This is a genomic window from Rhodococcus sp. ABRD24 (assembly GCF_004328705.1).
In the GTDB taxonomy this organism is placed as follows: domain Bacteria; phylum Actinomycetota; class Actinomycetes; order Mycobacteriales; family Mycobacteriaceae; genus Prescottella.
Genome location: NZ_CP035319.1, coordinates 11,746 through 36,767, shown reverse-complemented (window position 1 = coordinate 36,767; position 25,022 = coordinate 11,746). Strand labels below are relative to the sequence as shown.

Sequence of the window (25,022 nt, the reverse complement as noted above, 5' to 3'; positions counted from 1 at the left end):
CTCGCGTCTGCTCCCTCGGGTGCGTTGACCGCTACGACGCCGCGAAGTGGGTCAGCAGCGCCTGGACCTCGTAGATGTTCGCACCCTTGGAAAACTGCTTCTGAATCGGTGCGGGATTGCCCGAGATCCAGATCTTGAGCTCGGCATCCAGGTCGAAGGTACCGGCCGTCTCGACGGAGAAGTGCGTGATCGATCTGTACATGATGCTGTGGTACTCCACCTTGCGTCCGGTGATGCCCTGCTTGTCGACCAAGATCAAGCGACGGTTGGTGAAGATGAACGAATCGCGAATCAGCTGATAGGCCATATGAATCTGTTCGCCGTGGCCGAGAAGCCGCCCGAACTCGTTCTGCGCCACACCAGGCTCGATCGCCCCGGCGTTACCCATCAATCCATCCATCAAGCCCATGAAGTAGCCCTCCGCTGATCCGACTCGATCGATAGACTACGCAGTCCGTTTCACACGCAGAAGCGCGGCCCACACCTTTCGGTGCGGGCATGCCGCGTCCCGGCGCTCGTGAACGGCCGTGAGCTACTGCGTCAGATGTGCGGGTTTGTTGGTAACGCCCTCGATATCGCTCACCGTTGCATCGATCAACTGATGGGCGAGATCCGCGAGCGCCCGGGCCGTGGCGAGCTCGTCCCCGATTTCGGGGACATTGCGATCCGCAGGGTTACGTCGGGCCAGTCCGACGCCGACCAGGGTCGTGTCGCGCGTCTCCAGGCGGGCGGTGGATCGGGTCTGCAACTCGTGCTCGTCGATCTTGATCTCCATGGACCAGTTCTTCGCGTCCATTCTGGAACTCCTCTCGCTCCGCGCCCCACCGATGTCACCCGGAGGGGCCACACGAGACATTCAACGTCGGTCGAGGGCCGGCCGATAGGGGCATTCGGCCTCGCACTGCGCTACGTCGCGGCGACTGCCACCACACCGCGCCGGATCGCGCCGACCGCCCGCGCTGCCGCCTTCGCGACCTTGGCGTCAGCCGATGTCGAGTGCACCTGGTCGAGCAGGTCGATGACCTGCCGACACCACCGCACGAAATCACCGGCCGAAAGCTCACGGCCCTGCGATCCGGCAGCGATCAGTGCATCCACCAGTGACTCGTCACTCGCCCACCGATAGATCGCGGTCACGAATCCGAGGTCCGGCTCCCGGGTCAGCGGCAGTTTGTGCCGAACCTCGTCCGCCCGAAGCTCGCCCCACACCCGGACCGTCTCGGCCAGTGCCTGACGCAACGGGACCGTAGGCCCACGATCGGGCGCCTCGGCGTCCTGCCGCGACTCGTACACCACGGCCGAGACGACGGCAGCCAACTCGGCCGGGGACAGCCCCTTCCAAACGCCCCGGCGCAGGCATTCGGCCACCAGAAGGTCACTTTCGCAGTAGATTCTGCCGAGCCGCTGGCCGTCCTCGGTTGCCTTGGGGTGCTTCCCGGCGGAAATGTACTCGCGCTCGGTGAGCAGCGCGACGATCCGGTCGAAGGTACGTGCCAGCGAGTGTGTGGTCGCGGCCACCTTCTGCCGCATCGTGTCGGTCTCCCGGGCGAGCCGGTTGTACCGTTCTCCGATCCGGCTGAGCTGTTCGCGGTCGGCCCGCGTGTGGCACGGGTGGTCGCGCAGCGCACGGCGCAGGGCAGCGATTTCCCTGTCCTCGCCACCGCTCCTGCTCCGCTTGGTCTTCCGTGGTGGCGTGATGCCGGTGCTGCGCAATGCGGAGGCGAGGTCCCGCCGCACGCGCGCGGTGCGGTGGTCCACATGCCGCGGAAGTCGCATCCGGCCCAGCGAGCGGGCCGGCACCGGGAAGTCCGCCGCACTGAGGCGTCCAGCCCACTTCTCCTCCGTCAGCACCATCGGACGCGGATCGTTGGGGTTCGTGTCCGGTTCGAGCACGACGGCCAGCCCGGAGCGCTTCCCGACGGGAATCGCGATGACGTCGCCCCGACGCAATGCCACCAGTGACTCCGCGGCCGCGCCCCTGCGGTCGGCCCGGCCCTGCCGCTCGAGCGACCGTTCCCGGCTGCGTAGACGCTCCCGCAGTTGCGCATACTCGAAGTATTCGCCGTCGGCACCGCCGAGCTTCTCCCGCAACTCGTCCAGCGCCGCCTCGTTGCGCTCGATGCCCCGGGTGAGCCCGACAACCGACCGGTCCGCCTGGAACTGTGCGAACGAACGTTCCAGGAGTGCCCGGGATTCGGCCGCACCCATCCGGTCGATCAAGTTGATCGACATGTTGTAAGCCGGGCGGAACGAGCTCCGCAGCGGGAAGGTTCGGGTCGAAGCCAGCCCAGCGACATCCGCCGGTTCGACACCGGGCTGCCACAGCACCACCGCATGGCCCTCGACGTCGATGCCTCGACGGCCCGCACGACCGGTCAGCTGCGTGTACTCGCCCGGCGTCAGTTCGGCATGGGTGTCACCGTTGTATTTGACCAGCCGCTCGAGCACCACTGATCGGGCTGGCATGTTGATCCCCAATGCCAATGTCTCGGTTGCGAACACCGCGCGGACGAGTCCGTTGACGAACAGTTCCTCCACCGTCTCGCGGAACGCGGGCAGCATCCCGGCGTGGTGCGCCGCGAAACCCCGCTCCAGCGCCTCACGCCAACCCCAGTAGCCGAGGACTTCGAGGTCACCGCGAGGCAGGTCACGGGTGTGCTTGTCGATGATCACGCGGATCCGCTCGGTCTGCTCCGGCGTCGTCAGCCGCAGCCGCGAACGCACGCACTGACCGAGCGCTGCTTCACAGCCCGCGCGACTGAAAATGAACGTGATCGCCGGAAGCAGGCCCTCCTCGTCGAGCCTCGCGATCACCTCGGGACGCGGCAACGGCCGGTGATCACTCGAGCGCCCCCGGCCGCGGCCCCGCGGTTCCCACTCGTTCATCCGGTCGAGCGCCAGCCGCTGCTTCACATGCCGTGCCAGGTCCTGATCGACCACCACCTGGCGTCCACTCGCCGGCGTCGCCTTCGAGTCGAACAGGTCGAAAAGCTGCCGACCGACCATGATGTGCTGCCATAGCGGGATCGGACGGTTCTCGTCGACGACGATCGCTGTATCGCCGCGCACTGCCTCCATCCAGGCGCCGAACTCTTCGGCGTTGCTGACCGTCGCGGACAGGCTCACCAGCCGCACGTCCTCGGGGAGGTGGAGAATCACTTCCTCCCACACCGCGCCGCGGAAACGATCGGCCAGGTAGTGGACCTCGTCCATGACGACGTGCGACAGACCGCGCAGCGCCGGAGACTCCGCGTACAGCATGTTGCGCAGCACCTCGGTCGTCATCACGACCACGGGCGCATCGGAGTTGATGCTGGTATCGCCGGTGAGGAGCCCGACGGCGTCCTTGCCGTACCGCTCGCACAGTTCGGCATACTTCTGATTGCTCAGCGCCTTGATCGGGGTCGTGTAGAAGCACTTTCGGCCGGCCTCGAGAGCGAGGTGCACGGCGAACTCCCCCACGACCGTCTTACCGGCCCCGGTGGGGGCACACACCAGCACGCCGTGGCCGCCCTCGAGCGCCAGGCACGCCTGTATCTGGAACGGGTCGAGCGGGAAGCTCAGTTGCCGCGCAAACGAGTCGAGTTGGGTCTCAGCCCTCACAGCGTGTCCGAGTAATCCTGCGAACCGGACTTCGGGTCAGTCGACGGTTCCGGCGTAGCGGTCCCCACGGAGGTCGGCGCGGTGATCGTCGAGGCCTCCTCGTCGTCCAGAGCACCCCAGTTCTCCGAGTCGCGTCGAGCCTTCCGCCTGTCGTTGAGCCGCGCAATCTGCACGGCGACCTCGAACAGCACCGTCAGCGCCAGTGCCAACGCCAGCATCGAGAACGGATCCTGGCCAGGAGTCGCGATCGCGGCGAACACGAACAGCGCCATGATGAGTCCGCGGCGCCACGCCTTGAGCTTCTCGTACGAGAGCACCCCGACGACATTGAGCGCGACGATCAACAGCGGGATTTCGAAACTGACGCCGAAGATGATCAGCAAGTTGATGACGAACCCGAAGTACTGCGCACCACTGAGGGCCGTGATCTGAACGTTGTCGCCGATCGTCAACAGGAAGTGCAGGGCCTTCGCGACGACGACATACGCGAGCACAGCGCCTGCCACGAACAGCACCGACGCCGCAACGACGAAGCTGATCGCGTACTTGCGCTCCTTCGAGTGCATCCCTGGAGTGACGAAACCCCAGATCTGATACAGCCAGACAGGACACGCCATGACGATTCCGGCGGTGATCGCGACCTTGAATCGAAGCATGAACTGTTCGAACGGACCTGTCGCGAGCAGGCGACACCCACCATCCGTGCTCAGGTCCGCCCGGGCCGAGTCGGGCAACTCACAGTACGGTCCGCGCAGCAGATCGCCGAGGGTCTCGAGACCCAGAATCTGGTGGGAGTACCAGAAGAAACCGATGATCGTGGTCAGTACGATTGCGGCCACGGAAATCAGCAGTCGCGTCCGCAACTCGTACAGGTGATCGACCAGCGACATCGTGCCGTCTGGATTTACCCTGCGCCGACTGCGACGCGGGTCGAACGGAATTCGCACAGTGAGCCCTAGCCTTGGTCAGCCGTGTCCGGGGCGAGCGTACTCACCCCGGACGCGTGTGGAACGTGAACTAGGCCGACTTCGGCTCGGTATGCGACTTCGGGCTCTCCACGACGGTGGCGTCGATCGCCGGGGAGGGAAGCTGTGTGGCGGGGGCCGCAGTCGGTGCGGCACTCGCAGACGCATTGCCGTCGTTCTGCATCTCCTTGACCTCGCTCTTGAAGATCCGCAACGACCGGCCCAGGCCGCGTGCCGCGTCGGGAAGCTTCTTCGAACCGAACAGGATGATGACGACAAGCGCCACAATGGCCCAGTGCCAGGGGCTCATGGCTCCCATATTTACCTCCAGGTATCAGATGCCAACGATGCTACCGGACGTGTCTGCGTCGGTCTTGGTGCAAATGTCCTGTTCACCGTGACGTAACAACTGACCGGGGCGGTATCCACACGTCCCATCGTCTGGGTTCATGCAACCGCTATGCGAAGTTACTCCTTCGGATGCTTTCGCGGGCCTGATCAGCACGACCGGCGCGGTTGTGTCTCACACCTCGAGCGCGTCGTACGCATCGAGCGCGGCGCGCGCCCGGTCACGAACCGCCTCCACCAGTGCCGGCGGCCCCAGCACCCGAACTCCCGAGCCGAAACCGAGCACCAGGCGCGCCATCCAATCCTGCGCGCCATACCGCATGGTTGCCTCGACGGAGCCGTCCGGCAATGTCCGGACCGGATCCATCGGGTAGTTGTCGAGCACCCACCCGTGGTCCGGCGCCATCCGAAGCAGCGCCTGCGGCAGTGCGCTGTCGTCCGTGAAGAGCTCCAGGTGCTCGTCGGCGCGTAGCGCCATCTCGGGTGGGCGGGCCGGCTCTTCGAGTTCGATCGCCGCGTCGATCCGATCGAATCGGAACAGCCGCACACCCTCGGCCTGCCTACACCAGGCCTGCAAGTAGCTGTGATCGTCCACCAGCAGCGATCGGATCGGATCGACCACACGCTCGGACACCGCGTCCCGCGACGCCGAGTAGTAGGTCATGTGCAGCGCACGACGGTGCTCGAGGGCCGCCCGAACCCTGGCCGTCGTGGGATTCTCCGATGCGCCGTCGCGTTCCGACGAGTCGTCGGGGTCGGGGTCGGGGTCAGAATTGCCGCGGGCAGCGCTACCTGCCGCCGATTCGATCTTCGCGATCGCACCCTGAGCGGCCGTGGGATCGACCATGCCCGGCATCTCCGCGAGCGAACGCAACGCCACCAACAACACCGTCGCCTCGGTCGACGTCAGCCGGAGCGGTCGGTCCATGCCGGCCGAGAAAATGACGGTGATGCTGTCCTCGGAGAACGACAGGTCGATCAGGTCACCCGGCCCGTAACCCGGCAGCCCGCACATCCACAGCTGCCGCAGATCGTCCATCAGATTGGGCACCGTGACACCCAGTTCGCGCGCCGCATCTGCGGCACTGATCCCCGGGTTCGCCATGAAGTACGGCACCATATTGATCAGCCGCGCCAGACGCGACGACAGCCGACTGCTCATCACTGCACCCCCGCGTCAGAGACCACCGCGCCCACGGTCGTCGACGAGTCCGCCGCGAACCGCAGCTTCTCTCTGACCTCCGCGCGCAGAGAATCGGGCCCCAGCACGAGCGCGTCGATGCCATGCCCGGCGACAAGTCTGGCGATCCAATCCCACGACCGGACCGGGATCTCGAGGACGGTTCCGGGGCGGCCGTCGAACTGCCGCTTCTCACGAATTTCCCCGAGCCGCCGCAATTCCTGCGCCCGGCCTTCTGCCACCCACACCGTTGCTGTACCGGTGATCGCGCCCGCGCCGGTCACGGCATCGACAATGGCGCGCAGGTCGACACCATCCGGCTTCTGGACGGCGTTTTCCGGGCCTGTCGTCGTGACATCCTCGCCGATACGTGAGATCCGGAAGGTCCGCGTCGCACCTCGATCGACGTCGTGCCCGACGAGGTACCACCGGCCGTGCAATGTCACCACACCCCACGGTTCGACCGTGCGCAACACGTACGGCTCCGTGGGCGCAGAGCGGTGCGGGAACCGCACGACGCGCCCGGCATCGATGGCGTCGAGCAGCTTGCCGAGTGCGGCTTCGGACCCGCGGGTACGGGCCGGAATCGCGGCGACCGGCGCGCCGGCAAGCTCGGTATCGACCTGGACGCCCGCCGCACGCAGCTTCAGCAGTGCTCCCTGTGCCGCCGACGTCAGCTCCGGCGAACCCCACAACCGCGCCGCTACTGCGACCGCAGCAGCCTCCGCGCGGGTGAGGTCCACCTCCGGCAGCTCGTAGGCCGAGCGGTTGATCCGGTAACCCTCCACCGTCGAGAACCGGGAAGCTTGACCGGTCTCGAGGGGAATCCCCAGGTCCCTGAGCTCATTCTTGTCCCGCTCGAACATTCGGCTGAACGCCTCGGTACTCGCGGAATCGTCGTAGCCGGCCACACTGTCGCGGATCTTCTCCGCAGTGAGGAACTGCCGGGTCGACAACAGGCAGATGACCAGATTCATCAACCGTTCGACTTTGGATATCGCCACGTCGCCGAGCCTAACGGCTCCAGCGCAGACCGAGCGGCAGCAGATCCACAATTCGCCACACGGTCACATCGATGCGATGAGCCGTTCCACCCGCTCGTCAACGGACCGGAACGGATCCTTGCACAACACGGTTCGCTGCGCCTGGTCATTGAGTTTGAGGTGCACCCAGTCGACCGTGAAATCTCGGCCCGCGTCCTGAGCGGCCGCGATGAACTCCCCGCGCAGCTTCGCACGAGTGGTCTGCGGCGGCGTTTCGACCGCGGCCTCGATGGTCTCGTCCTCGGTGACCCGCTTCGCCAATCCCTTGCGTTGCAGCAGGTCGAACACGCCCCGACCACGCTTGATGTCGTGGTACGCCAGATCGAGCTGAGCGATCTTGGGATCGGCGAGCTCCATCCCGTACTTGTCCTGGTAGCGCTGGAAGAGCTTGCGTTTGATCACCCAATCGATCTCGGTGTCGACCTTCGCGAAGTCCTGGTTCTCGACCGCATCGAGGGTGCGGCCCCACAAATCGACCACCTGGTCGACCTGCGGATCCCGCTCCCGGGTTTGCAGATGCTCAACGGCCCGCGAGTAGTACTCACGCTGTATGTCGAGAGCGCTGGCCTGGCGGCCACCGGCGAGGCGGACCGGACGTCGGCCGGTCAGATCGTGGCTCACCTCGCGGATGGCGCGGATCGGATTATCGAGCGAAAAGTCACGGAACGACACTCCCGCTTCGATCATCTCGAGAACCAGTGCAGCAGTCCCGACCTTGAGCATCGTCGAGGTCTCGGACATGTTCGAGTCGCCGACGATCACATGCAGGCGCCGATACTTCTCGGCATCGGCATGTGGTTCGTCGCGGGTGTTGATGATCGGACGCGACCGCGTGGTCGCGGACGACACACCCTCCCAGATGTGCTCCGCGCGCTGTGAGAGACAGAACGTCGCGGCCTTGGGGGTCTGCAGGATCTTGCCCGCGCCGCAGATCAACTGACGGGTGACCAGGAACGGCAGCAGGACGTCTGAGATCCGCGAGAACTCTCCGGCCCGCACCACCAGGAAGTTCTCGTGGCAACCGTACGAATTGCCGGCGGAGTCGGTGTTGTTCTTGAACAGGTAGATGTCGCCGCCGATGCCCTCCTCGGCAAGCCGCTGCTCGGCATCGACCAGCAAGTCCTCCAGGACCCGCTCCCCCGCACGATCGTGGTTGACGAGCTGCAACAGACTGTCGCACTCGGCGGTCGCATACTCGGGATGCGATCCGACGTCGAGGTACAACCGCGCACCGTTACGCAGGAAGACGTTCGAACTACGACCCCACGACACCACCCTCCGGAAGAGGTAGCGGGCTACCTCGTCCGGACTCAACCGTCGATGACCATGAAAGGTGCAGGTGACACCGAACTCGGTCTCAATTCCCATGATTCGCCGCTGCACACTTCGACAGTACAGCGCAGACGGGGATTGCCACGCCGTTCGCGACGAGCCTCCGGGCCCTAGTGTAGGAACGTGGCCGAAGTGAGATGTTTCCCTGCCCATACCGACCGTGTCCTCATGCGGCTGAGTACCGACCTCCCGCCGGCTGCGGCCGACGGGGGACTCCGCGCCCTGAGCTCCGCGGCAAACCACAGCGTGCTGTGGATCGGCCTTGCCGCCGGAATGGGCCTGGCCCGCGGACGCCCGCGGCGGGCGGCGATCCGGGGTCTGCTCTCGGTCGCGGGTGCCAGCGCTATCTCGAACGCGATCCTCAAGCCGCTGCTGCCACGTAGGCGTCCGCCCGCCGGAACGGTCGAGTTCGCGAACCGCCGTGGCCTGCCCGCGCCCACCTCGTCATCGTTCCCGTCCGGCCATGCGGCGTCCGCGGCCGCATTCGCGACCGGTGTCGCCCTCGAACACCCCGCGCTCGGTGCGGCGCTCGTCCCGGTCGCGGCCGCAGTCGCATACTCCCGGGTCCACACCGGCGTGCACTGGCCCACCGACGTCGTCGCCGGTGCAGCGGTCGGCAGTGCCGTCGCTTTCGCCACCCGTCGCTGGTGGGCGGTCCGCGAACAGGGTGCGGCGACGCTCGGGCCGGACCGCACGACGCAGGCCCTTCCCGACGGTGACGGGCTGGTCGTGTTCGTCAATCCGGGTTCGGGATCGGACGACGACGGCATCCGCGGCGAGATCGAGGAGGCGCTGCCGGCGGCCACGATCGTCGAATTCGACGCCGACCGGGACTTCGGTGAGCAGATCGACGCGGTGATTGCCAGCCACGGCCCGAAGGCTCTCGGTGTGTGCGGCGGTGACGGCACCATCGTCACGGTGGCGTCGGCCTCCGTCCGCCACGATCTGCCACTCGCCGTCTTCCCCGGCGGCACCCTCAACCACTTCGCGCGCGACGCCGGGGTGGGTGATCTCGCGTCCACTGCCGAGGCGATCGCCGACGGGACGGCCGAACTGGTGGATCTAGGCAAGGTGCGGGTGGACGGTGGCGAGGAGGCCACATTCGTCAACACCGCGAGCCTGGGCGGCTACCCGGATTCGGTCCGGCTGAGGGAACAGTGGCAACCTCGGCTCGGCAAATGGCCGGCGGCCGCACTGGCAATGGCCCGCGTCCTCGCATCGGCGGAACCGCTCGCGGTGACAATCGACGGTGTCGAGCACTCGGTGTGGATGCTGTTCGTCGGCAACGGCCGATACACCCCCACCGATCAGGTCCCCATGTCTCGCCCGGAGATTCACCGCGGAACCCTCGACGTCCGCTATCTGCTCGCCGACCGCCGATTCTCGCGCCTGCGTCTGATCGCCGCAGCGTTGACCGGCACCCTTGGCTCGGCGGTAACCTACGTGCACGCCGATACACCGAACGTCACCATCGAGATCACAGGGATACCGGTGGCGCTGGCGACCGACGGCGAAGTGGTCGCCGACGGTCGCCGATTCGAGTTCCGCAGCGAACCGCAAGGGGTGACGCTGTACCGCGGGCGGTAGACAAACCTACGCGGAGGAGTCGCCGTCCGCGCCGGCGGCCTTCCCGTCGTCGGGTGTCTCCGCTGGATCAGCCTTCTCAGCGCTGCCCGACGGCGGCGCGGGTAGCAGCGCCTCGAGCGCTGCACCGGCGATCCGGCGGAATGCTCGTCGCGGGCGGGCCTGGTCGAGCACCGCGACCTCGAGCCCGGACACGCCCAGCGTGCGACGTTCGGCATCGCCGTTTCCGGACGACGTGCCGTCCTGCAGTGCATTGACCGCGACCGCGACGGCCTCGGCCAGGTCCAGACCGGAACGATAGGACTCGTTCAGCGCCTTGACGATGGGCTCGGTGGCGCCGCCCATCACGACGAACTTCTGTTCGTCGACGATGGACCCGTCGTAGGTGATCCGGTACAGCTGCCCCTGCGGCGGCGCACCGTACGGTCCGATCTCGGCGACGCAGATCTCCACCTCGTAGGGCTTCGGCTGCTCGGTGAAGATTGTGCCGAGTGTTTGCGCATAGCCGTTGGCGAGCGAGCGGCCCGTCACATCGCGCCGGTCATACGAGTACCCGCGCATGTCCGCGTGCACGATGCCTGCACGACGCAGATTCTCGAACTCGTTGTACTTGCCGACTGCCGCGAAACCGAGCCGGTCGTAAAGCTCGCTGACCTTGTGCAACGCCGTCGACGGGTTCTCCGCGACGAACAGGACACCATCTGCGAAGGTCAGCACGACAACACTACGGCCGCGGGCAATTCCCTTGCGCGCCAGCTCCGAGCGATCGCGCATGATCTGCTCGGCGGAGGCGTAATACGGCAGCGTCATCGCGGAGTGCGCCCTTCCTCGGTGCGGTCGGCCACCACGGCCTGGGCAAGTTCCGCCGTGCGCTCAGCGGGCACATACACAGCGCCCGCGGAGGTGATCGACACGGCAGTCGGGTAAATGGAGCGAACCAGATCCGGCCCGCCGGTGGCGGAATCGTCGTCGGCCGCGTCGTACAGGGACTCGATCGCCATCCGTAGCGCTGAATCCTCGTCGGCGCCTTCCCGGTACAACTTCTTGAGGGACGACTTGGCGAACAGGGACCCGGACCCGACCGCGTGGTATCCCGCGCGTTCCTCGTACCTGCCACCGACCACGTCATAGGAGACGATACGGCCGGCACGTTCCGGATCGGCCGCGTCGAGATCGAACCCGACGAGCAGCGGAACCACCGCGAGCCCCTGCATGGCCGCCCCGAGGTTGCCGCGCACCATCGACGAAAGCCGGTTGGCCTTGCCGTCGAACGTCAGCTGGACGCCCTCGATCTTCTCGTAGTGCTCGAGTTCGACGGCGAACAGCCGGATCAGTTCGATCGCGACACCAGCCGTGCCGGCAATGCCGGCTGCCGAGTAGTCATCGGTGACGAACACCTTCTCGACGTCACGAGACGCGATCAGGTTGCCCATCGTTGCCCGACGATCACCGGCGAGCACCACACCGCCTGCGAACGTCAGCGCCACAATCGTGGTCCCGTGCGGTGCCAGATCGGTACCGTCGGCGCCGGAACCCTTACAGCTCATGTCGATTCGGTTTCCGGGCAGCATCTCCGGAGCATGGTTGCGCAGGTGCTCGGTGAAGGAGGACACGTTGGAACCGTAGCCGAAGCCCACGTGTGCACCCCAGCTGCCGACAGACGCCGACAACCCTGCATGATCCGCCCTCACTGGCCACCCTTCTGGACGTACGCACGAACGAAGTCCTCCGCGTTCTCCTCGAGCACGTCGTCGATCTCGTCGAGTAGATCGTCGGTGTCCTCGGCGAGCTTCTCGCGGCGTTCCTGACCTGCTGCGCCCTCGTTGACGGGCGCATCGTCGTCATCGCCGCCACCAGTGCGTTTGGTCTGCTCCTGGGCCATAGCCACCGACCTCCTCATTACCGCGGACCACGCCGGAGCAACCCTCCGGCGGCCCGTCCTGCTCGGACCTTAACCCTACCGATCGACGAAGCCGCTGGTGCCGCAAGCATCAACGGCGACTCGCCGGCGTGATCAGTTCGTAAGCTGGTCGACCAGCTCCGCAGCCGAATCCACGGAGTCGAGCAACGCGCCGACATGGGCGCGACTGCCGCGCAACGGTTCGAGCGTCGGGATCCGCACGAGCGATTCACCACCGAGATCGAAGATGACCGAGTCCCAACTCGCTGCCGCGATATCGGCACCGAACCGACGCAAGCACTCACCCCGGAAGAAGGCCCGCGTATCGGTCGGCGGATTGTGCACTGCGTCGAGCACCTGCTGTTCAGTGACGAGCCGCTCCATCGACCCGCGGGCAACGAGCCGGTTGTACAGGCCCTTGTCGAGGCGCACATCCGAGTACTGCAGATCCACCAGGTGCAGCCGCGGCGCCGACCACGCCAGGCCCTCCCGGTTGCGAAAGCCCTCGAGCAGGCGCAGTTTCGCCGGCCAGTCCAGAAGGTGAGCGCACTCCATCGGGTCGCGTTCGAGTAGATCGAGCACCATCGCCCAGTTGTCGAGAATGTCGGCAACGCGGGGGTCGTCGTTACCCTCTCGGTGCACGAACTTCGCGACGCGATCGAGGTAGATCCGCTGCAATGCCAGGCCGGTGAGCTCGCGACCGTCGGCGAGCGCGACCGTGGCCCGCAACGTCGGATCGTGACTGATGTGGTGGACGGCGGTCACGGGGCGCGCCAACTGCAGGTCCGTGAGGTCTACACCGGCCTCGATCAGGTCCAGGACCAGTGCTGTCGTGCCGACCTTGAGATATGTCGACATCTCCGCGAGGTTCGCGTCGCCGATGATCACGTGCAGACGCCGGTACTTGTCGGCATCTGCGTGCGGCTCGTCCCGAGTGTTGATGATGCCGCGCTTGAGTGTCGTCTCGAGGCCCACCTCGACCTCGATGTAGTCGGCCCGCTGCGACAGCTGGAAGCCGGCCTCGTCGCCGGACTGACCGATCCCCACCCGGCCGGATCCGCAGATCACCTGTCGCGATGCGAAGAATGGGGACAGTCCGGTGATCACAGCGGAGAACGGCGTGTCCCGCGACATCAGATAGTTCTCGTGAGTGCCGTAGGACGCCCCCTTCCCGTCGACGTTGTTCTTGTACAGCTGCAGACGCGGCGCGCCGGGCACACTCGACGCGTGCCGAGCCGCGGCCTCCATGACGCGCTCACCCGCCTTGTCCCAGATCACCGCGTCGATCGGATCGGTGACCTCAGGCGCGGAATACTCGGGATGCGCGTGGTCGACGTACAGGCGGGCACCATTGGTCAGAATCATGTTCGCGGCCCCTACCTCATCGGCGTCGATCACCGGAGCAGGTCCGCTGAGCCTGCCCAGGTCGAAACCGCGGGCGTCGCGCAGTGGAGATTCCACCTCGTAGTCCCAGCGCGTGCGCTTTGCGCGGGGCACTCCGGCGGCCGCCGCATAGGCGAGCACCGCCTGCGTCGAGGTCAGAATCGGGTTCGCCGAAGGCTCAGTGGGCGAAGAAATGCCGTACTCGACCTCGATACCGATGATCCGCTGCATGGCACGAGCCTAGAGCGTTCGCGACCGCTGCACCCCGGCGACGGCACAGGGCGCATCGGTCACGAGGTATCGATTCGGCACTGCAGGTAGTGATCCGCACCGATTCGCCGCAGCACCAGCCCTATCGGCCGAGGAGCCCACCGCGCCGACCGATCCACCTCGACGCGTGGGTCGACGAGGTGGATCGTCGTTCCCTTGACTGTGATGTCGCACTCCCCCGCGGCGAGGACGTTGCGCACCCAGTCGCTATCGGTTCCGTAGGTCAGCGCGAACCGATACCCGTTTCCAATCCGAAACACATTGACCGGGGTGCGGTACCGGCACCCCGATCGACGGCCGTAATGGTGCACGAGCGCATATCCGGGCAAATGTCCAGCCACCAGGGCCGTCACCCGATTCAGTCCCACCCGGTTGGCCCGGGCGAGTGAGCGTGGAAGGGGCACGATCCCACCGCCTCTCGTCGATGTCAGCGTATCCCCGTCGGTCATGAAAGACCCAGCCACGCACCCTGACCACAGAGCCGCTTCACACCTCCCCGCCGCCGTCCTCCTCGGCGCCTCGATGTGGTTGATCGGACTGTTTCGGCGCCGCCGGAACCCATTCCCGAAGATGTTGGACAACACCGCCATAGAAGGCATCCGCGGACGAAGTCACGCTCGCGACGAAGCTTGCCGCGGTTCCGGACCGCCTGCTCCCCATTGGAAACGTCTGTTCGAGGCCGAAAGACACTATTTCGCCGCCCCGGCCGTCGGTCAAGACCTTCGGATTCACGCGCACCGTATCGAGAAGCTCGCATGTCTCGTTGCCGCGCGCTGCGAACACCGCTTCAATCTGAACATCACCCGGCACATCCTTGAGCTGCTTGAGCAACCATGACAGGCGTCGTCCCGACGTACCTTCATTCGGTGCCACCACTTTGGTCCTGCAGCGGATTCTGTTGGTACGCACATCTGCGATCACGACCACGTCGCCCGCGGTCTCCGGAATCCGGAGTACCGCCTCGAAGACACCGTCGGCGGCCAACCGTTCGGCAACCGCCGCGTTGCGTGCCGTCGGATCATTGGAGTATCGGCGCGGCACAATATGTTTGACCGTAACGCCGAGTTCGGCAGTCAACCGCAGGGCCAGATGCCGCGAGAGGGAAGCCCATGTGTCCGCGACCACAATCGCCTTCTGGTCGCCGGCACGGAGGGTACCGGCGATGACTGCGTCACGGACGGTGACCCAATGCCGACCCATGTCGACGAACTCGACCGCCCCAGATCGCGGGTGCTCGAGGTACCGCAGGAATTCGGCCAGTATCCAAGCCTGCGCTTCATTGTCGATCACGCCATGGGAGAGCAGCATCCGGGCCTCGTGCGCGACCTCGGCCCAGGACAGGTGGCGCAATGCGACCTTGGCGAGTTTGCGGCGGTCGACCTCGACAGGGAGCTCTCCGGCACTGGCAGGCACGTCGTTTGACAGGCTGACAACCACGTCGTACTTCTTCTTCCGCGCCACGTCGAGGTAGTTCTCGAGTTGGGACTTCTCGAGTTTGCCGTTGCCGGTCTTGACCTCCAACAACCCAGTCCACACTCGGCTACCGCGGGCGACCTTCAGGACGGCGTCCGGGATGACCTTCGTGTCACCGCGCTCGTACTGCACCTCCACGAACCCTTCGAAGACACCCGCAGGGGCGCCCATCCGGGCACACAGGGCGCGCGCGAAAGGGCGTACGGACTGCATCGTCGCGATCAAGCCCGAGGTAGCTCGCCGTTCCTGCTCGTCCCCCGACCCAACTCCGACGACAGAGAACAGTCTGGCTGGCCGCCAGGTCTCGTGTTCGGCGAGTACGAACTTCAGTGGTTCAGCCTTCTTCACGACCTTCTTGGCGGTCCGCACCCCCCGACTCTTCGCCTTCACCGGTGTGATCGGACCCGCCGTTTCGGCAAGCGCCTCTGGCTCGGGTTCGATGGTGGTCGCGGTGACATCGAGCGACACGGAGCCGGTATCCGATTCGGCGAGCGGGGTCTCAACCTCAGCCACGGCTTCAGCTTCGGCGTCGTCGGCTATGTCGACACCGAAATCGGTCGCGAGACCGGCGAGCCCCGACTCCCACCCTTGGCCGACGGCACGGACCTTCCACTCACTGCCGCGTCGGTACACCTCACCGAAGACGAAGGCCGACTCATTGGTCGCGTCCGCGGTCACGGACTCCGCCAACGTGCGCCCAGAGCCATCGATGACACGGAAGGTCAGTTTGCCGAGTTCACCGAACCTACCCGTACCGACGCTGCCCGCAAAAGCCACCGCCGACACGTCCTCGGGAACCGAAGACAGGTCGATTGCGATCCGCGCCTGCGCGCCCTCCTCGGTCGCACTCGTACCCAGGAACCGGATCGAACCATCCGATGACTCGGGTTGGTTGTAGAAGACGAAGTCCGCATCCGAACGGACCTGCCCACCCGAGCCCAACAGCAGAGCGGAAGCGTCGACCTCGATCTCCGACTCCGTCCACCCGATCACGACATCGATCTGAAACACATCATCCGGCAAGGGCATGTTCTGCCCCTTGGACATCATCGGAAACGTCATCAACCCACCCTCGATCAACCTGGCAACCCGACACACGAATAGGTGCGCACAGCGAGTCCCGCCGCACGCGGTCATCACATCCGCAATACATACTAATTGGTCCGGTTTCGTCCCTACCGCTGGCGACGCGTCGATCGCCCTCACGCTCACGCGGGTATCCCCGATGGACACCGCATGGCCCCGCCATTGGGCGTCTCGCAACTTCGCCAACGCGCATCCACACAAGATGCCCGCAGTTGTTCACCTGTCGTTCAGACCAAATCTGGTTCATGGTCTATACCAATCGGCAGGGTCGTCAACCGACGCCGGGACACCGGCCCACGACGGTTTCCCTACGCAGAGGACGGCACAGCCCCGGACAGAACTCGCCACGGCAGATGTCGCCAGGCACAACCCTGCGCCCGGCACACGCCACCGACGTCCTCTGCTCCGTCGCAGAACCAACTCAGTTACTTCTTCTGGTCGATCAGGCCTCTTCCATCACTCGAAGGACACCCTCCATGAACCTCCGTTCTCGCCGTAAGGCAACCACTTTCGCCGCTGGTATGGCTGGACTCGCCCTTGTCGTCTCGGCTTGCTCGGGATCGGACTCGGCCTCCACCAACGCACAGGGGTTCCCTGAAACCATCACGCTCGCCGCAATCCCGGCCGAAAACTCGACCGACCTCAAGGCCAGCTACGAACCCGTCATCAAGCTACTCGAGCAGGAGACCGGCTCCACCGTCGATTTCGTGCAAGCGTCCGACTATGCCGGCGTCGTCGAGGGCATGATCGCCGGCAACGTCGACCTGGCCTTCTTCGGACCCTTCGCCTACGTCGTCGCCGGCATCAACGGTGCCGAGCTGACCCCGCTCGGTGCCGTCGTCAAGACCAAGGGCGCGACCCCCGGGTACCAGTCCTACGGACTTACCAAGGCCGACAACGCCGACATCAACGGTTTGAAGGACTTCGCGGGCAAGGATGTTTGTTTCGTCGACCCGGGATCGACCTCCGGCTTCCTGTACCCGAGTGCGGGGCTCATCGAGGCGGGCGTCGCCAAGTCGGGCTCCGAGGCTGACATCTCCGCGGCGATGACCCCGATCTACGCCGGTGGTCACGACGCCTCCGCGCTCGCGATTGCTGCCGGTGACTGCGACGCCGGATTCGCATTCGACACGATGGTCGACAAGACCATGATCGAGAAGGGCGAGCTCAAGCCCGGTCAGCTCAAGACGGTGTGGAAGTCGGAGATGATCGCGGGTTCGGTGTTCGCCGCGAACGACGACCTCGGCGCTGACAGCATCGCGAAGCTCAAGACCGTGTTCGAGGAGAAGCTCAACGCCGATGCCCTGCTGGCCGCCGGTCTGTGCACGGGAGACTGCCGCATTACCGACGAGCGCGCCTGGGGCGTTGTTCCCGCCTCCGACTCGGACTACGACGGAGTCCGCCACGTGTGTGAGGTCACCGGCTCCGAGAAGTGCCAGGGCTGATCCATGGATGACTCCGGCCCCCACCCCTCCGTCGCTGGTGACGACGTCGTCGCCTCGATCCGCAACTTGACCAAGACGTTCGGGCAGACGGTCGCGCTCGACGACGTGTCCCTCGACATTCACCGTAGCGAACTCGTTGTGCTGCTGGGCTTGTCGGGCTCGGGCAAGTCGACGCTGCTGCGCTGCATGAACGGCCTCAACCCGGTTACCGCCGGCGGAATCGTCGTGAACGGTGTCCAGGTCGACGGCGCGTCCTCGCGTCAGCTCCGAGCGCTGCGCAAGGACGTCGGATTCGTGTTCCAGCACTTCAACCTCGTGGGTCGACTCAGCTGCCTCGAGAATGTGCTCATCGGCGGGCTCGGCCGGCTGACGGTGCCACGGTATGGAGCCCTGACCTATCCGAAGAGCATGCGCGCAGAGGCGCTCGACCACCTCGACCGGGTCGGGCTGGCGGACTTCGCGGAGCGGCGTGCCGACACCCTGTCCGGCGGACAGCAGCAGCGGGTCGCGATCGCGCGCACGCTGATGCAGCGACCGAGTCTCGTCCTCGCGGACGAGCCGGTTGCCTCGCTCGACCCGGAGAACGCCGGCGTCGTGATGGACCTCCTGTTCAGGGTGTGCATCGAGGAGAAACTCACGGTCGTGTGCACCCTTCACCAGGTAGACCTCGCGCTCGGCTGGGCGCACCGTCTGGTCGGACTACGCAGTGGTGTCAAGGTGATGGACCGGCCGGCCGTGGGCATCTCCCGTGACGAGGTGATGGAGATCTACCAGCGCGTGGATCCCGAGACGGCAGAGGCGTCGGCGAGGTCGCTGTGAGCACCCTTCTGACGAACAGTCCCCGCAACAGCGACACCGCCGAGACGCACCGCACGCTGGGGTACCGGCGAGGGATTCTGCCCGGGCTGACCCTGGCTGCGGTGGTCGCGACGCTGGTGTCGGCGTGGTCCATCGAGTTTGCGCCCAGCACGTTGCTCGACGGGCTCGATGCGGTCGGCAACCTGATCGAGCGGATGCTGCCGCCACGGGTGTCCGACCCAGGCCGAATCGGCGTGCTGGCCGTCGAGACTCTACTCATGGCAGTCCTCGGCACGGTGCTTGCGGCAGCGGCGTCGATTCCATTGGCGTTCATGGCAGCCCGGAACACGACCCCCCATCCCGCGGTGTACGCAGTGGCGCGGGCTGTCATCACATTCTGCCGGGCGATGCCTGACTTGTTGTTTGCCGTGCTGTTCGTCCGGGCACTCGGAATCGGAGTCCTACCCGGCGTTCTCGCGATCGCACTGCACTCGATCGGCATGCTCGGCAAGCTGTTCGCCGACGCCATCGAACAGACGGATGCCGGCCCACGGGAGGCCGTCCGGGCCGCCGGCGCCGGCTACTTCCGCGAGATGATCAACGGGGTTGTCCCGCAGGTTGTCCCGTCCTGGATCGGTACCTTCATCTACCGAATCGACATCAACCTCCGGATGTCGGTAGTGCTCGGTTTCGTCGGCGCCGGCGGCATCGGCTTCGCACTGCAGGACGCACTGCGCGGCCTCATCTATCCGCGTGCGCTCGGCATCGTCTGCATCATCCTCGTGATGATCGCCGCGATGGAGGTGCTCGCCATCGTGGTACGGCGAATGCTGCTCACGCCGGAGCACTCGAATCCACAGCGAGATCGCATCGGGCGCCTCGCGTTCTCGACTCTCGTCGCGGCCACGACGGTCGCGTCGCTGTGGCTGCTGGAGATCAGCCCGTGGTCACTACTGACCTGGGTGGGGCCGTCGCTCGAAATCTTCGGCCGCATGATTCCGCCGGACTTCGGCACGCTCGGCAGCGACCTGTTCACCGCCGCCGGGCAGACCGTGGCGATCGGTGTGGTGTCGACCGCGATCGGTGCGGTGCTGTCGATCCCCGTCGCAATCCTCGCTGCCCGGAACGTCACACCGCACCCGGCGGTCTACTGGCTGGCCCGCAGCTGGATCCTGGTGGTGCGGGCGGTACCCGAACTGATCCTCGCAGTCGTGTTCGTGGCGGCTCTCGGACTCGGCCCCATCGCCGGCACGTGCGCGCTTGCCATCGGGTCGATCGGGTTCCTCGCAAAGCTCGTCGCCGACGCGATCGAGGAGATCGATCCGGGGCCACTCGAGGCGGTCCGCGCGGTCGGCGGCGGCTGGTGGAAGACGCTGTTCTCAGCGGTGCTACCGCAGGCGATGCCGTCCGTTGTCGGGTCGACCCTGTATCTGTTCGATGTCAACATCCGCACGTCGACCGTGCTCGGCATCGTCGGAGCCGGCGGCATCGGATTCCTACTCTTCGAATCGATCCGCACGCTCAACTTCGACGTGGCGGGCGCGATCGTGATCGTCATCTTCGTCATCGTCTACGCCATCGAAAGGCTCTCCGGATGGATACGCTCACAACTCGTCTGAGCCGGACCGCCGTCTGGACCGGCGACGGGATCGAACTACGCGACGTGGAGGTGCCAGCCCTCGGGGAGGGCGACATCCTGGTGCGGGTCCGGCTCGCGACGATCTGCGGTAGCGACCTGCATACCGTCACCGGTAGGCGGTCCGCGGCCTGCCCGTCCGTCCTCGGGCACGAGGCGGTCGGCGTCGTCGAGGCGATCGGAGGGGCCGACGCGGACGGCGGTGCGGGCGAGGGCAGCCCCATCGTGCGGGTCGGCGACCGGATCATCTGGTCTGTCACCGTCGCTTGTGGCCGCTGCGCGCGCTGCCGCGCAGGGCGCACCGCCAAGTGCGAGGCGGTGCGCAAGATCGGGCACGAGGCATTCGATGGACACTGGCCGCTGTCCGGATCCTATGCCGAGTACATCGTCCTACCGGCAGGAACGGCCGTTGCCAGCGTTCCGGACTCCGTCCCGGACGCCGTCGCGGCACCAGCAGCGTGCGCGACGGCCACCGTGATGGCCACCCTCGAGGCCGCCGGTCCGTTGGACCGCAGGCGGGTCCTGATCTGCGGCGCGGGAATGCTCGGCATCACCGCTGCGGCAGCGTGCGCCGAGTCCGGTGCCCACGTATCCATCACCGATCTACACCCCGCCCGGATCGAGATCGCCCACCGCTTCGGGGGTACTGCCGACGCCGGCGGCGCCGTGGACGTGGTGCTCGACTACTCCGGTTCCGCTGATGCAATAGCGGAAGGGCTGGCCCGGCTCGACATCGGTGGCGTCCTCGTGCTCGCCGGCTCTGTTGCCCCCGGACCGGCATTGGCTGTAGACCCCGAATCGGTTGTACGGCGGCACCTGACGATCACCGGCGTTCACAACTACGAGCCCCGACACCTCAGGCAAGCGATCGACTTCCTCGACCGGACGCGCGAGGTGTTTCCCTGGGCCGACGTCGTGTCCGCACCCGTCGAACTCGACGAACTGGGACACGTCCTCACGTCACCGCGCACCGACATCCTCCGAGCCTCTGTGGCTCCGTGAGCCACTGATCGCGAGCGGTGAGCGACCGCTTCGCAACCTCCCGGCGACGAACCGAACCCCGCTCGGTGCAACCATGAGCCCCATGGACGAAATCGTCTCGGCGTACGACGAACACGGGAACCCCATCGGCGCCGTGCCGCGCTCGCGGGTCTACGCCGAGGGTCTGTGGCACGCGAGTGCGGGCGTGCTGCTGCGATCGACCGACGGCACCCGGATCTACGTGCACCTCCGCGCGCCGGACAAGGCGGTGTTCGCGGGCATGCACGATTGTCTGGCCGGCGGCGTCGTCGATCCCGGCGAAACCGCGGAGATGACGGCCCGGCGGGAACTCGCCGAGGAACTCGGGGTCACCGGCGTAGGCCTGTCCCCCATCGGCCACATCTCATGGGACGGAACGTGGGACGGTAGGCCGCTGCGCTGTCACCTGTACGCGTTCGAGGCGCGTTACGACGGCCCGGTCCATCACCAGGCCAGCGAGATCACCGACGGCTGGTGGTGGACCGAACAGGAACTGCGCAGACACCTGCAGGACCCGGAGTGGCCGTTCGTTCCGGACACCCGGGCCCTGCTGGGCAACTACTTCGATCGAACCGCGTCCTAGAGGTACTGGCCGGTATTGGACTCGGTGTCTATGGCCCGGCTGGCACTGGCGTTCTTGCCGGTGACCAGCGTGCGAATGTAGACGATCCGTTCGCCCTTCTTGCCGGAGATCCGGGCCCAGTCGTCCGGATTCGTCGTGTTCGGCAAATCCTCGTTCTCCGAGAACTCGTCGACGATCGAATCGAACACGTGCTGCACCCGCAGACCCGGCGAGCCGGTCTCGAGCACAGACTTGATTGCGTACTTCTTGGAGCGATCCACGATGTTCTGAATCATCGCGCCGGAGTTGAAGTCCTTGAAGTACAGGACCTCCTTGTCGCCGTTGGCGTAGGTGACCTCGAGGAATCGGTTGTCGTCACTTTCGGCGTACATCCGGTCGACGACCCGTTCGATCATCGCCTTGATACAGGCCGCGCGATCGCCATTGAACTCGGCCAGGTCGTCGGCATGCACCGGCAGATTCACCGTGAGGTACTTCGAGAAGATGTCCTGCGCGGACTCGGCGTCCGGGCGTTCGATCTTGATCTTGACGTCGAGGCGTCCGGGACGCAGGATCGCGGGGTCGATCATGTCCTCGCGGTTGGACGCGCCGATCACGATGACGTTCTCGAGGCCCTCGACGCCGTCGATCTCACTGAGCAGCTGCGGCACGACCGTGGTCTCGACGTCAGACGAGACACCGGACCCACGAGTACGGAAGATCGAGTCCATCTCATCGAAGAACACGATCACCGGGGTGCCCTCGGACGCCTTCTCACGTGCCCGCTGGAAGATCATCCGAATGTGCCGCTCGGTCTCGCCGACGAACTTGTTGAGGAGCTCCGGACCCTTGATGTTGAGGAAGTAGGACTTCGCTTCCTTGCTGTCCTGACCCCGGGACTCGGCGATCTTCTTCGCAAGCGAGTTCGCGACCGCCTTGGCGATGAGCGTCTTGCCGCAGCCCGGCGGACCGTACAGCAGCACCCCCTTCGGCGGACGCAGCGCGTACTCGTGGAACAGATCCTTGTGCAGGAACGGCAGCTCCACCGCGTCGCGGATCTGCTCGATCTGCCGGCCCAGGCCGCCGATGTCGTTGTAACCGACGTCCGGAACCTCCTCGAGCACGAGGTCCTCGACCTCGGCCTTCGGGATCCGTTCGAACGCATACCCAGCCTTGGTGTCGACCAGCAGGGAGTCACCGGGACGCAGCCGGCGCGACGGCGAATCGGGATCCTTGATGCCGTCCTCTGCCGCGAGCACGGACAGCGGCGCGGCGAGCCACACGACGCGCTCCTCGTCCGCATGCCCGACCACCAGTGCCCGCTGACCGTCGTCGAGAACCTCACGGAGAGCACATATCTCACCGACCCGCTCGAACGACGTGGCCTCGACGATCGTGAGAGCCTCGTTGAGCCGGACTGTCTGTCCCATGTGCAGCGCGGCCGAATCGACGTTCGGGGAGCATGTCAGTCGCATCTTGCGGCCCGACGTGAACACGTCGACGGTTTGATCGTCGTGGACAGCCAGGAGTACGCCGTAGCCGCTCGGAGGTTGACCGAGGCGATCGACCTCCTCACGGAGAGCGATGAGCTGCTGCCGCGCTTCTTTGAGCGTATCCATCAACTTGCCGTTCCGAATGGAGAGCGAGTCCACCCGGGACTCCAACTCCTGCAGCTGCTGGGGCGACTCCGCCAGTTGCCTGCGCAGTGTCGCCGCCTCTGCCCGCAGCGCGTCGAGTTCACGCGCTGCTGCAACCGGGTCCGGATTCTCTGTCGGGTTCATGTGCAGCTCCTCCCAGTCCGATCCATCAACGCTACCGGCACTGCAGCCAATGCGTCGCACGACACGTATCGAAGCGGTAGCCGAGCGTCATTCCCAGACCGGGGAATCCACCCGAATGGTCATGTTAGCCTTACCTTTCTTATGTCGGTTACGACACGATCGAGTCAAGCAACGAAAGGCCCCACCGTGATCATCCGCAAACCCCTCGCGGCCACCGGCGTCCTGCTCGCATCCCTCGGAATAGCGGCCTGCGGCTCCGACGACTCACCGGACAGGGCCGCGAGCACCGCGACGCCCACCACCACGAGCGCAGCACCCGCAGCGGCCGTCCTGCAGCAGCAGCTCACCACGTTTTTCGACCCGAACTCCCCCGCTGCCCAGCGGACCGCTGTGGTCGAGAACGGTGCGCAGCGCGCCGCGTTGCTCGAGCAGCTGGGCGGCGTCCTCACCGGCTACCCGCTGACTGCCGAGGTCACGGAGGTCACCGTCGACGGCCGCACCGCAACCGCCGTCACTCAGATCGCCGGGCCGCATGGCGGTGCACCGATCCCGGTGACGTTCACGCAGAAGGACGGCGCCTGGGTGATCTCGGACGCCAGCACGTGCCAGATCCTCGAAATGGGGAAGCTGCGCTGCTCCTGAATCAGGTTTCCGAACGACGGGACCCTTCGTGCGCCACGCGCGCAGGAAGGGTCCCGTTCGACTGTTCAGCCCTTGCTGGGGCGGCGCTGCGGCTTGGGGGTCACCGTGCCCTCAGCGAGCCGTCGCGCGGTGACCAGGAAGGCCGTGTGTCCCTGCATCCGGTGCTCGGGGCGGACCGCGAGACCGACCACGTGCCAGCCGCGCACCATCGATTCCCACGAGCGCGGTTCGGTCCAACACTCCTGCTCGCGCATCGCCTCGACCACCTTCGACAGCTGCGTCGTGGTGGCGACGTACACGACGAGGACACCGCCCGGTACGAGCGACTTGGCGACTGTCGGCAGCACGTCCCAGGGCGCGAGCATGTCCAGCACGACTCGATCCACCGGACCGCCGTGCCGCTCGGCATCGAACTCCGCCAGATCGGCGATGGTCAGGTCCCAGTTCTCAGGACGCTCACCGAAGAATGTCTCGACGTTACGCACCGCATGCTCGGCGTGATCGTCACGAATCTCGTACGAGATGACCTTGCCGGTCGGGCCGACGGCCCGCAGCAGTGAACACGTCAGCGCGCCCGACCCGGCACCTGCCTCGAGCACCCGGGCACCCGGGAACACATCGCCCTCGTGCACGATCTGCGCGGCGTCTTTGGGATAGATCACCTGCGCACCACGCGGCATCGACAGCACGTAATCGGTGAGTAGCGGGCGCAGCGCCAGGTATGGCGTGCCGTTGGTGGACGTGACGACGGTGCCCTCGTCGGAACCGATGAGATTGTCGTGCACAATGCCGCCGCGGTGAGTGTGGAACTCCTTACCGGGCTCGAGCACCACCGTGTACTTACGGCCCTTGGCATCGGTGAGTTGGACGCGATCACCGACCTGAAACGGTCCGCTACGTCCCAGTCCGCCTGATGCCATTGTGTGCCCACTCCTGTCGTTCGACGTGTCCGACGCCGCGTCGAACCCAGC

At 65.9% G+C, this 25,022-nt stretch carries 23 protein-coding genes; 7 read left to right on the top strand and 16 right to left on the bottom strand.

The annotated features are described in order from the left end of the window. Positions 1–31 precede the first annotated feature (31 nt). From ERC79_RS00165 to pafA, 8 genes are all read right to left on the bottom strand, one after another. Complete coding sequence (locus tag ERC79_RS00165; RefSeq protein ID WP_131574705.1) at positions 32–409, bottom strand: PH domain-containing protein; 378 nt, start codon at positions 407–409, stop codon at positions 32–34. Between the two features lie 123 nt (positions 410–532). Continuing rightward, a complete protein-coding gene (locus ERC79_RS00160) occupies positions 533–796 on the bottom strand; it encodes a DUF1876 domain-containing protein (protein WP_131574703.1) in 264 nt (87 codons plus the stop codon). Between the two features lie 110 nt (positions 797–906). Then, positions 907–3,603: a DEAD/DEAH box helicase gene (locus ERC79_RS00155; protein ID WP_131574701.1), complete on the bottom strand. Its 2,697-nt coding sequence runs from the start codon at positions 3,601–3,603 to the stop codon at positions 907–909. After that, on the bottom strand, positions 3,600–4,550 hold the full coding sequence (tatC, locus tag ERC79_RS00150; protein WP_131574699.1) for a twin-arginine translocase subunit TatC: 951 nt from the start codon (positions 4,548–4,550) through the stop codon (positions 3,600–3,602). The genes ERC79_RS00155 and tatC overlap by 4 nt, the downstream gene beginning before the upstream one ends. Positions 4,551–4,620: 70 nt before the next feature. Then, a complete protein-coding gene (gene tatA, locus ERC79_RS00145; RefSeq protein ID WP_131574697.1) occupies positions 4,621–4,887 on the bottom strand; it encodes a Sec-independent protein translocase subunit TatA in 267 nt (88 codons plus the stop codon). A 204-nt stretch (positions 4,888–5,091) separates the two neighbouring features. Further along, positions 5,092–6,078 (bottom strand): YafY family protein, encoded by a 987-nt coding sequence (locus ERC79_RS00140; protein ID WP_131574695.1) that lies wholly within the window; start codon positions 6,076–6,078, stop codon positions 5,092–5,094. After that, positions 6,078–7,100: a YafY family protein gene (locus ERC79_RS00135; RefSeq protein WP_131574694.1), complete on the bottom strand. Its 1,023-nt coding sequence runs from the start codon at positions 7,098–7,100 to the stop codon at positions 6,078–6,080. Before ERC79_RS00135 ends, ERC79_RS00140 begins: the two co-directional genes overlap by 1 nt. Before the next feature lie 63 nt (positions 7,101–7,163). After that, on the bottom strand, positions 7,164–8,522 hold the full coding sequence (gene pafA / locus ERC79_RS00130) for a Pup--protein ligase (RefSeq protein WP_207390397.1): 1,359 nt from the start codon (positions 8,520–8,522) through the stop codon (positions 7,164–7,166). 117 nt (positions 8,523–8,639) lie between these two features. Here pafA and ERC79_RS00125 point away from each other — a divergent pair, with 117 nt between their 5' ends. Then, positions 8,640–10,058, top strand: coding sequence for a bifunctional phosphatase PAP2/diacylglycerol kinase family protein (locus ERC79_RS00125; protein WP_131574690.1), 1,419 nt, complete (start codon positions 8,640–8,642; stop codon positions 10,056–10,058). Positions 10,059–10,064: 6 nt separating this feature from the next. Here the strand turns inward: ERC79_RS00125 and prcA are convergent, their stop codons facing one another. From prcA to ERC79_RS00095, 6 genes are all read right to left on the bottom strand, one after another. Next, positions 10,065–10,865: a proteasome subunit alpha gene (gene prcA / locus ERC79_RS00120; RefSeq protein ID WP_131574688.1), complete on the bottom strand. Its 801-nt coding sequence runs from the start codon at positions 10,863–10,865 to the stop codon at positions 10,065–10,067. Then, complete coding sequence (prcB, locus tag ERC79_RS00115; protein WP_242676928.1) at positions 10,862–11,626, bottom strand: proteasome subunit beta; 765 nt, start codon at positions 11,624–11,626, stop codon at positions 10,862–10,864. The genes prcA and prcB overlap by 4 nt, the downstream gene beginning before the upstream one ends. 116 nt (positions 11,627–11,742) lie before the next feature. Further along, entirely contained in the window at positions 11,743–11,937 is a 195-nt protein-coding gene (locus tag ERC79_RS00110) for a ubiquitin-like protein Pup (RefSeq protein ID WP_131580611.1), read from the bottom strand. Between the two features lie 132 nt (positions 11,938–12,069). Beyond that, positions 12,070–13,569, bottom strand: a complete 1,500-nt coding sequence (dop, locus tag ERC79_RS00105) for a depupylase/deamidase Dop (RefSeq protein WP_131574684.1) — start codon at positions 13,567–13,569, stop codon at positions 12,070–12,072. Positions 13,570–13,628: 59 nt separating this feature from the next. Next, a complete protein-coding gene (locus ERC79_RS00100; protein ID WP_207390396.1) occupies positions 13,629–14,012 on the bottom strand; it encodes a nitroreductase family deazaflavin-dependent oxidoreductase in 384 nt (127 codons plus the stop codon). An 82-nt stretch (positions 14,013–14,094) separates the two neighbouring features. Continuing rightward, positions 14,095–16,143 (bottom strand): TerD family protein, encoded by a 2,049-nt coding sequence (locus ERC79_RS00095; RefSeq protein ID WP_131580609.1) that lies wholly within the window; start codon positions 16,141–16,143, stop codon positions 14,095–14,097. A gap of 500 nt (positions 16,144–16,643) precedes the next feature. Here ERC79_RS00095 and ERC79_RS00090 point away from each other — a divergent pair, with 500 nt between their 5' ends. From ERC79_RS00090 to ERC79_RS00070, 5 genes are all read left to right on the top strand, one after another. Beyond that, positions 16,644–17,612, top strand: a complete 969-nt coding sequence (locus tag ERC79_RS00090; protein WP_131574682.1) for a phosphate/phosphite/phosphonate ABC transporter substrate-binding protein — start codon at positions 16,644–16,646, stop codon at positions 17,610–17,612. 3 nt (positions 17,613–17,615) lie between these two features. Next, positions 17,616–18,431, top strand: coding sequence for a phosphonate ABC transporter ATP-binding protein (phnC, locus tag ERC79_RS00085; protein WP_131574680.1), 816 nt, complete (start codon positions 17,616–17,618; stop codon positions 18,429–18,431). A 56-nt stretch (positions 18,432–18,487) separates the two neighbouring features. Beyond that, positions 18,488–20,029, top strand: a complete 1,542-nt coding sequence (phnE, locus tag ERC79_RS00080; RefSeq protein ID WP_131580608.1) for a phosphonate ABC transporter, permease protein PhnE — start codon at positions 18,488–18,490, stop codon at positions 20,027–20,029. Next, positions 20,005–21,048, top strand: a complete 1,044-nt coding sequence (locus tag ERC79_RS00075) for a zinc-binding dehydrogenase (protein WP_131574678.1) — start codon at positions 20,005–20,007, stop codon at positions 21,046–21,048. The genes phnE and ERC79_RS00075 overlap by 25 nt, the downstream gene beginning before the upstream one ends. A gap of 82 nt (positions 21,049–21,130) precedes the next feature. Next, positions 21,131–21,649 (top strand): NUDIX domain-containing protein, encoded by a 519-nt coding sequence (locus tag ERC79_RS00070; RefSeq protein ID WP_131574676.1) that lies wholly within the window; start codon positions 21,131–21,133, stop codon positions 21,647–21,649. On the opposite strand, the gene arc is transcribed toward ERC79_RS00070, so the two are convergent. Beyond that, entirely contained in the window at positions 21,646–23,409 is a 1,764-nt protein-coding gene (arc, locus tag ERC79_RS00065) for a proteasome ATPase (RefSeq protein WP_131574674.1), read from the bottom strand. The genes ERC79_RS00070 and arc overlap by 4 nt on opposite strands. Before the next feature lie 186 nt (positions 23,410–23,595). Here arc and ERC79_RS00060 point away from each other — a divergent pair, with 186 nt between their 5' ends. Continuing rightward, positions 23,596–24,051, top strand: a complete 456-nt coding sequence (locus ERC79_RS00060; protein ID WP_131574672.1) for a nuclear transport factor 2 family protein — start codon at positions 23,596–23,598, stop codon at positions 24,049–24,051. A 65-nt stretch (positions 24,052–24,116) separates the two neighbouring features. Here ERC79_RS00060 and ERC79_RS00055 read toward each other — a convergent pair whose 3' ends face one another. After that, positions 24,117–24,971, bottom strand: coding sequence for a tRNA (adenine-N1)-methyltransferase (locus tag ERC79_RS00055; RefSeq protein WP_131574670.1), 855 nt, complete (start codon positions 24,969–24,971; stop codon positions 24,117–24,119). Positions 24,972–25,022: the final 51 nt, after the last annotated feature.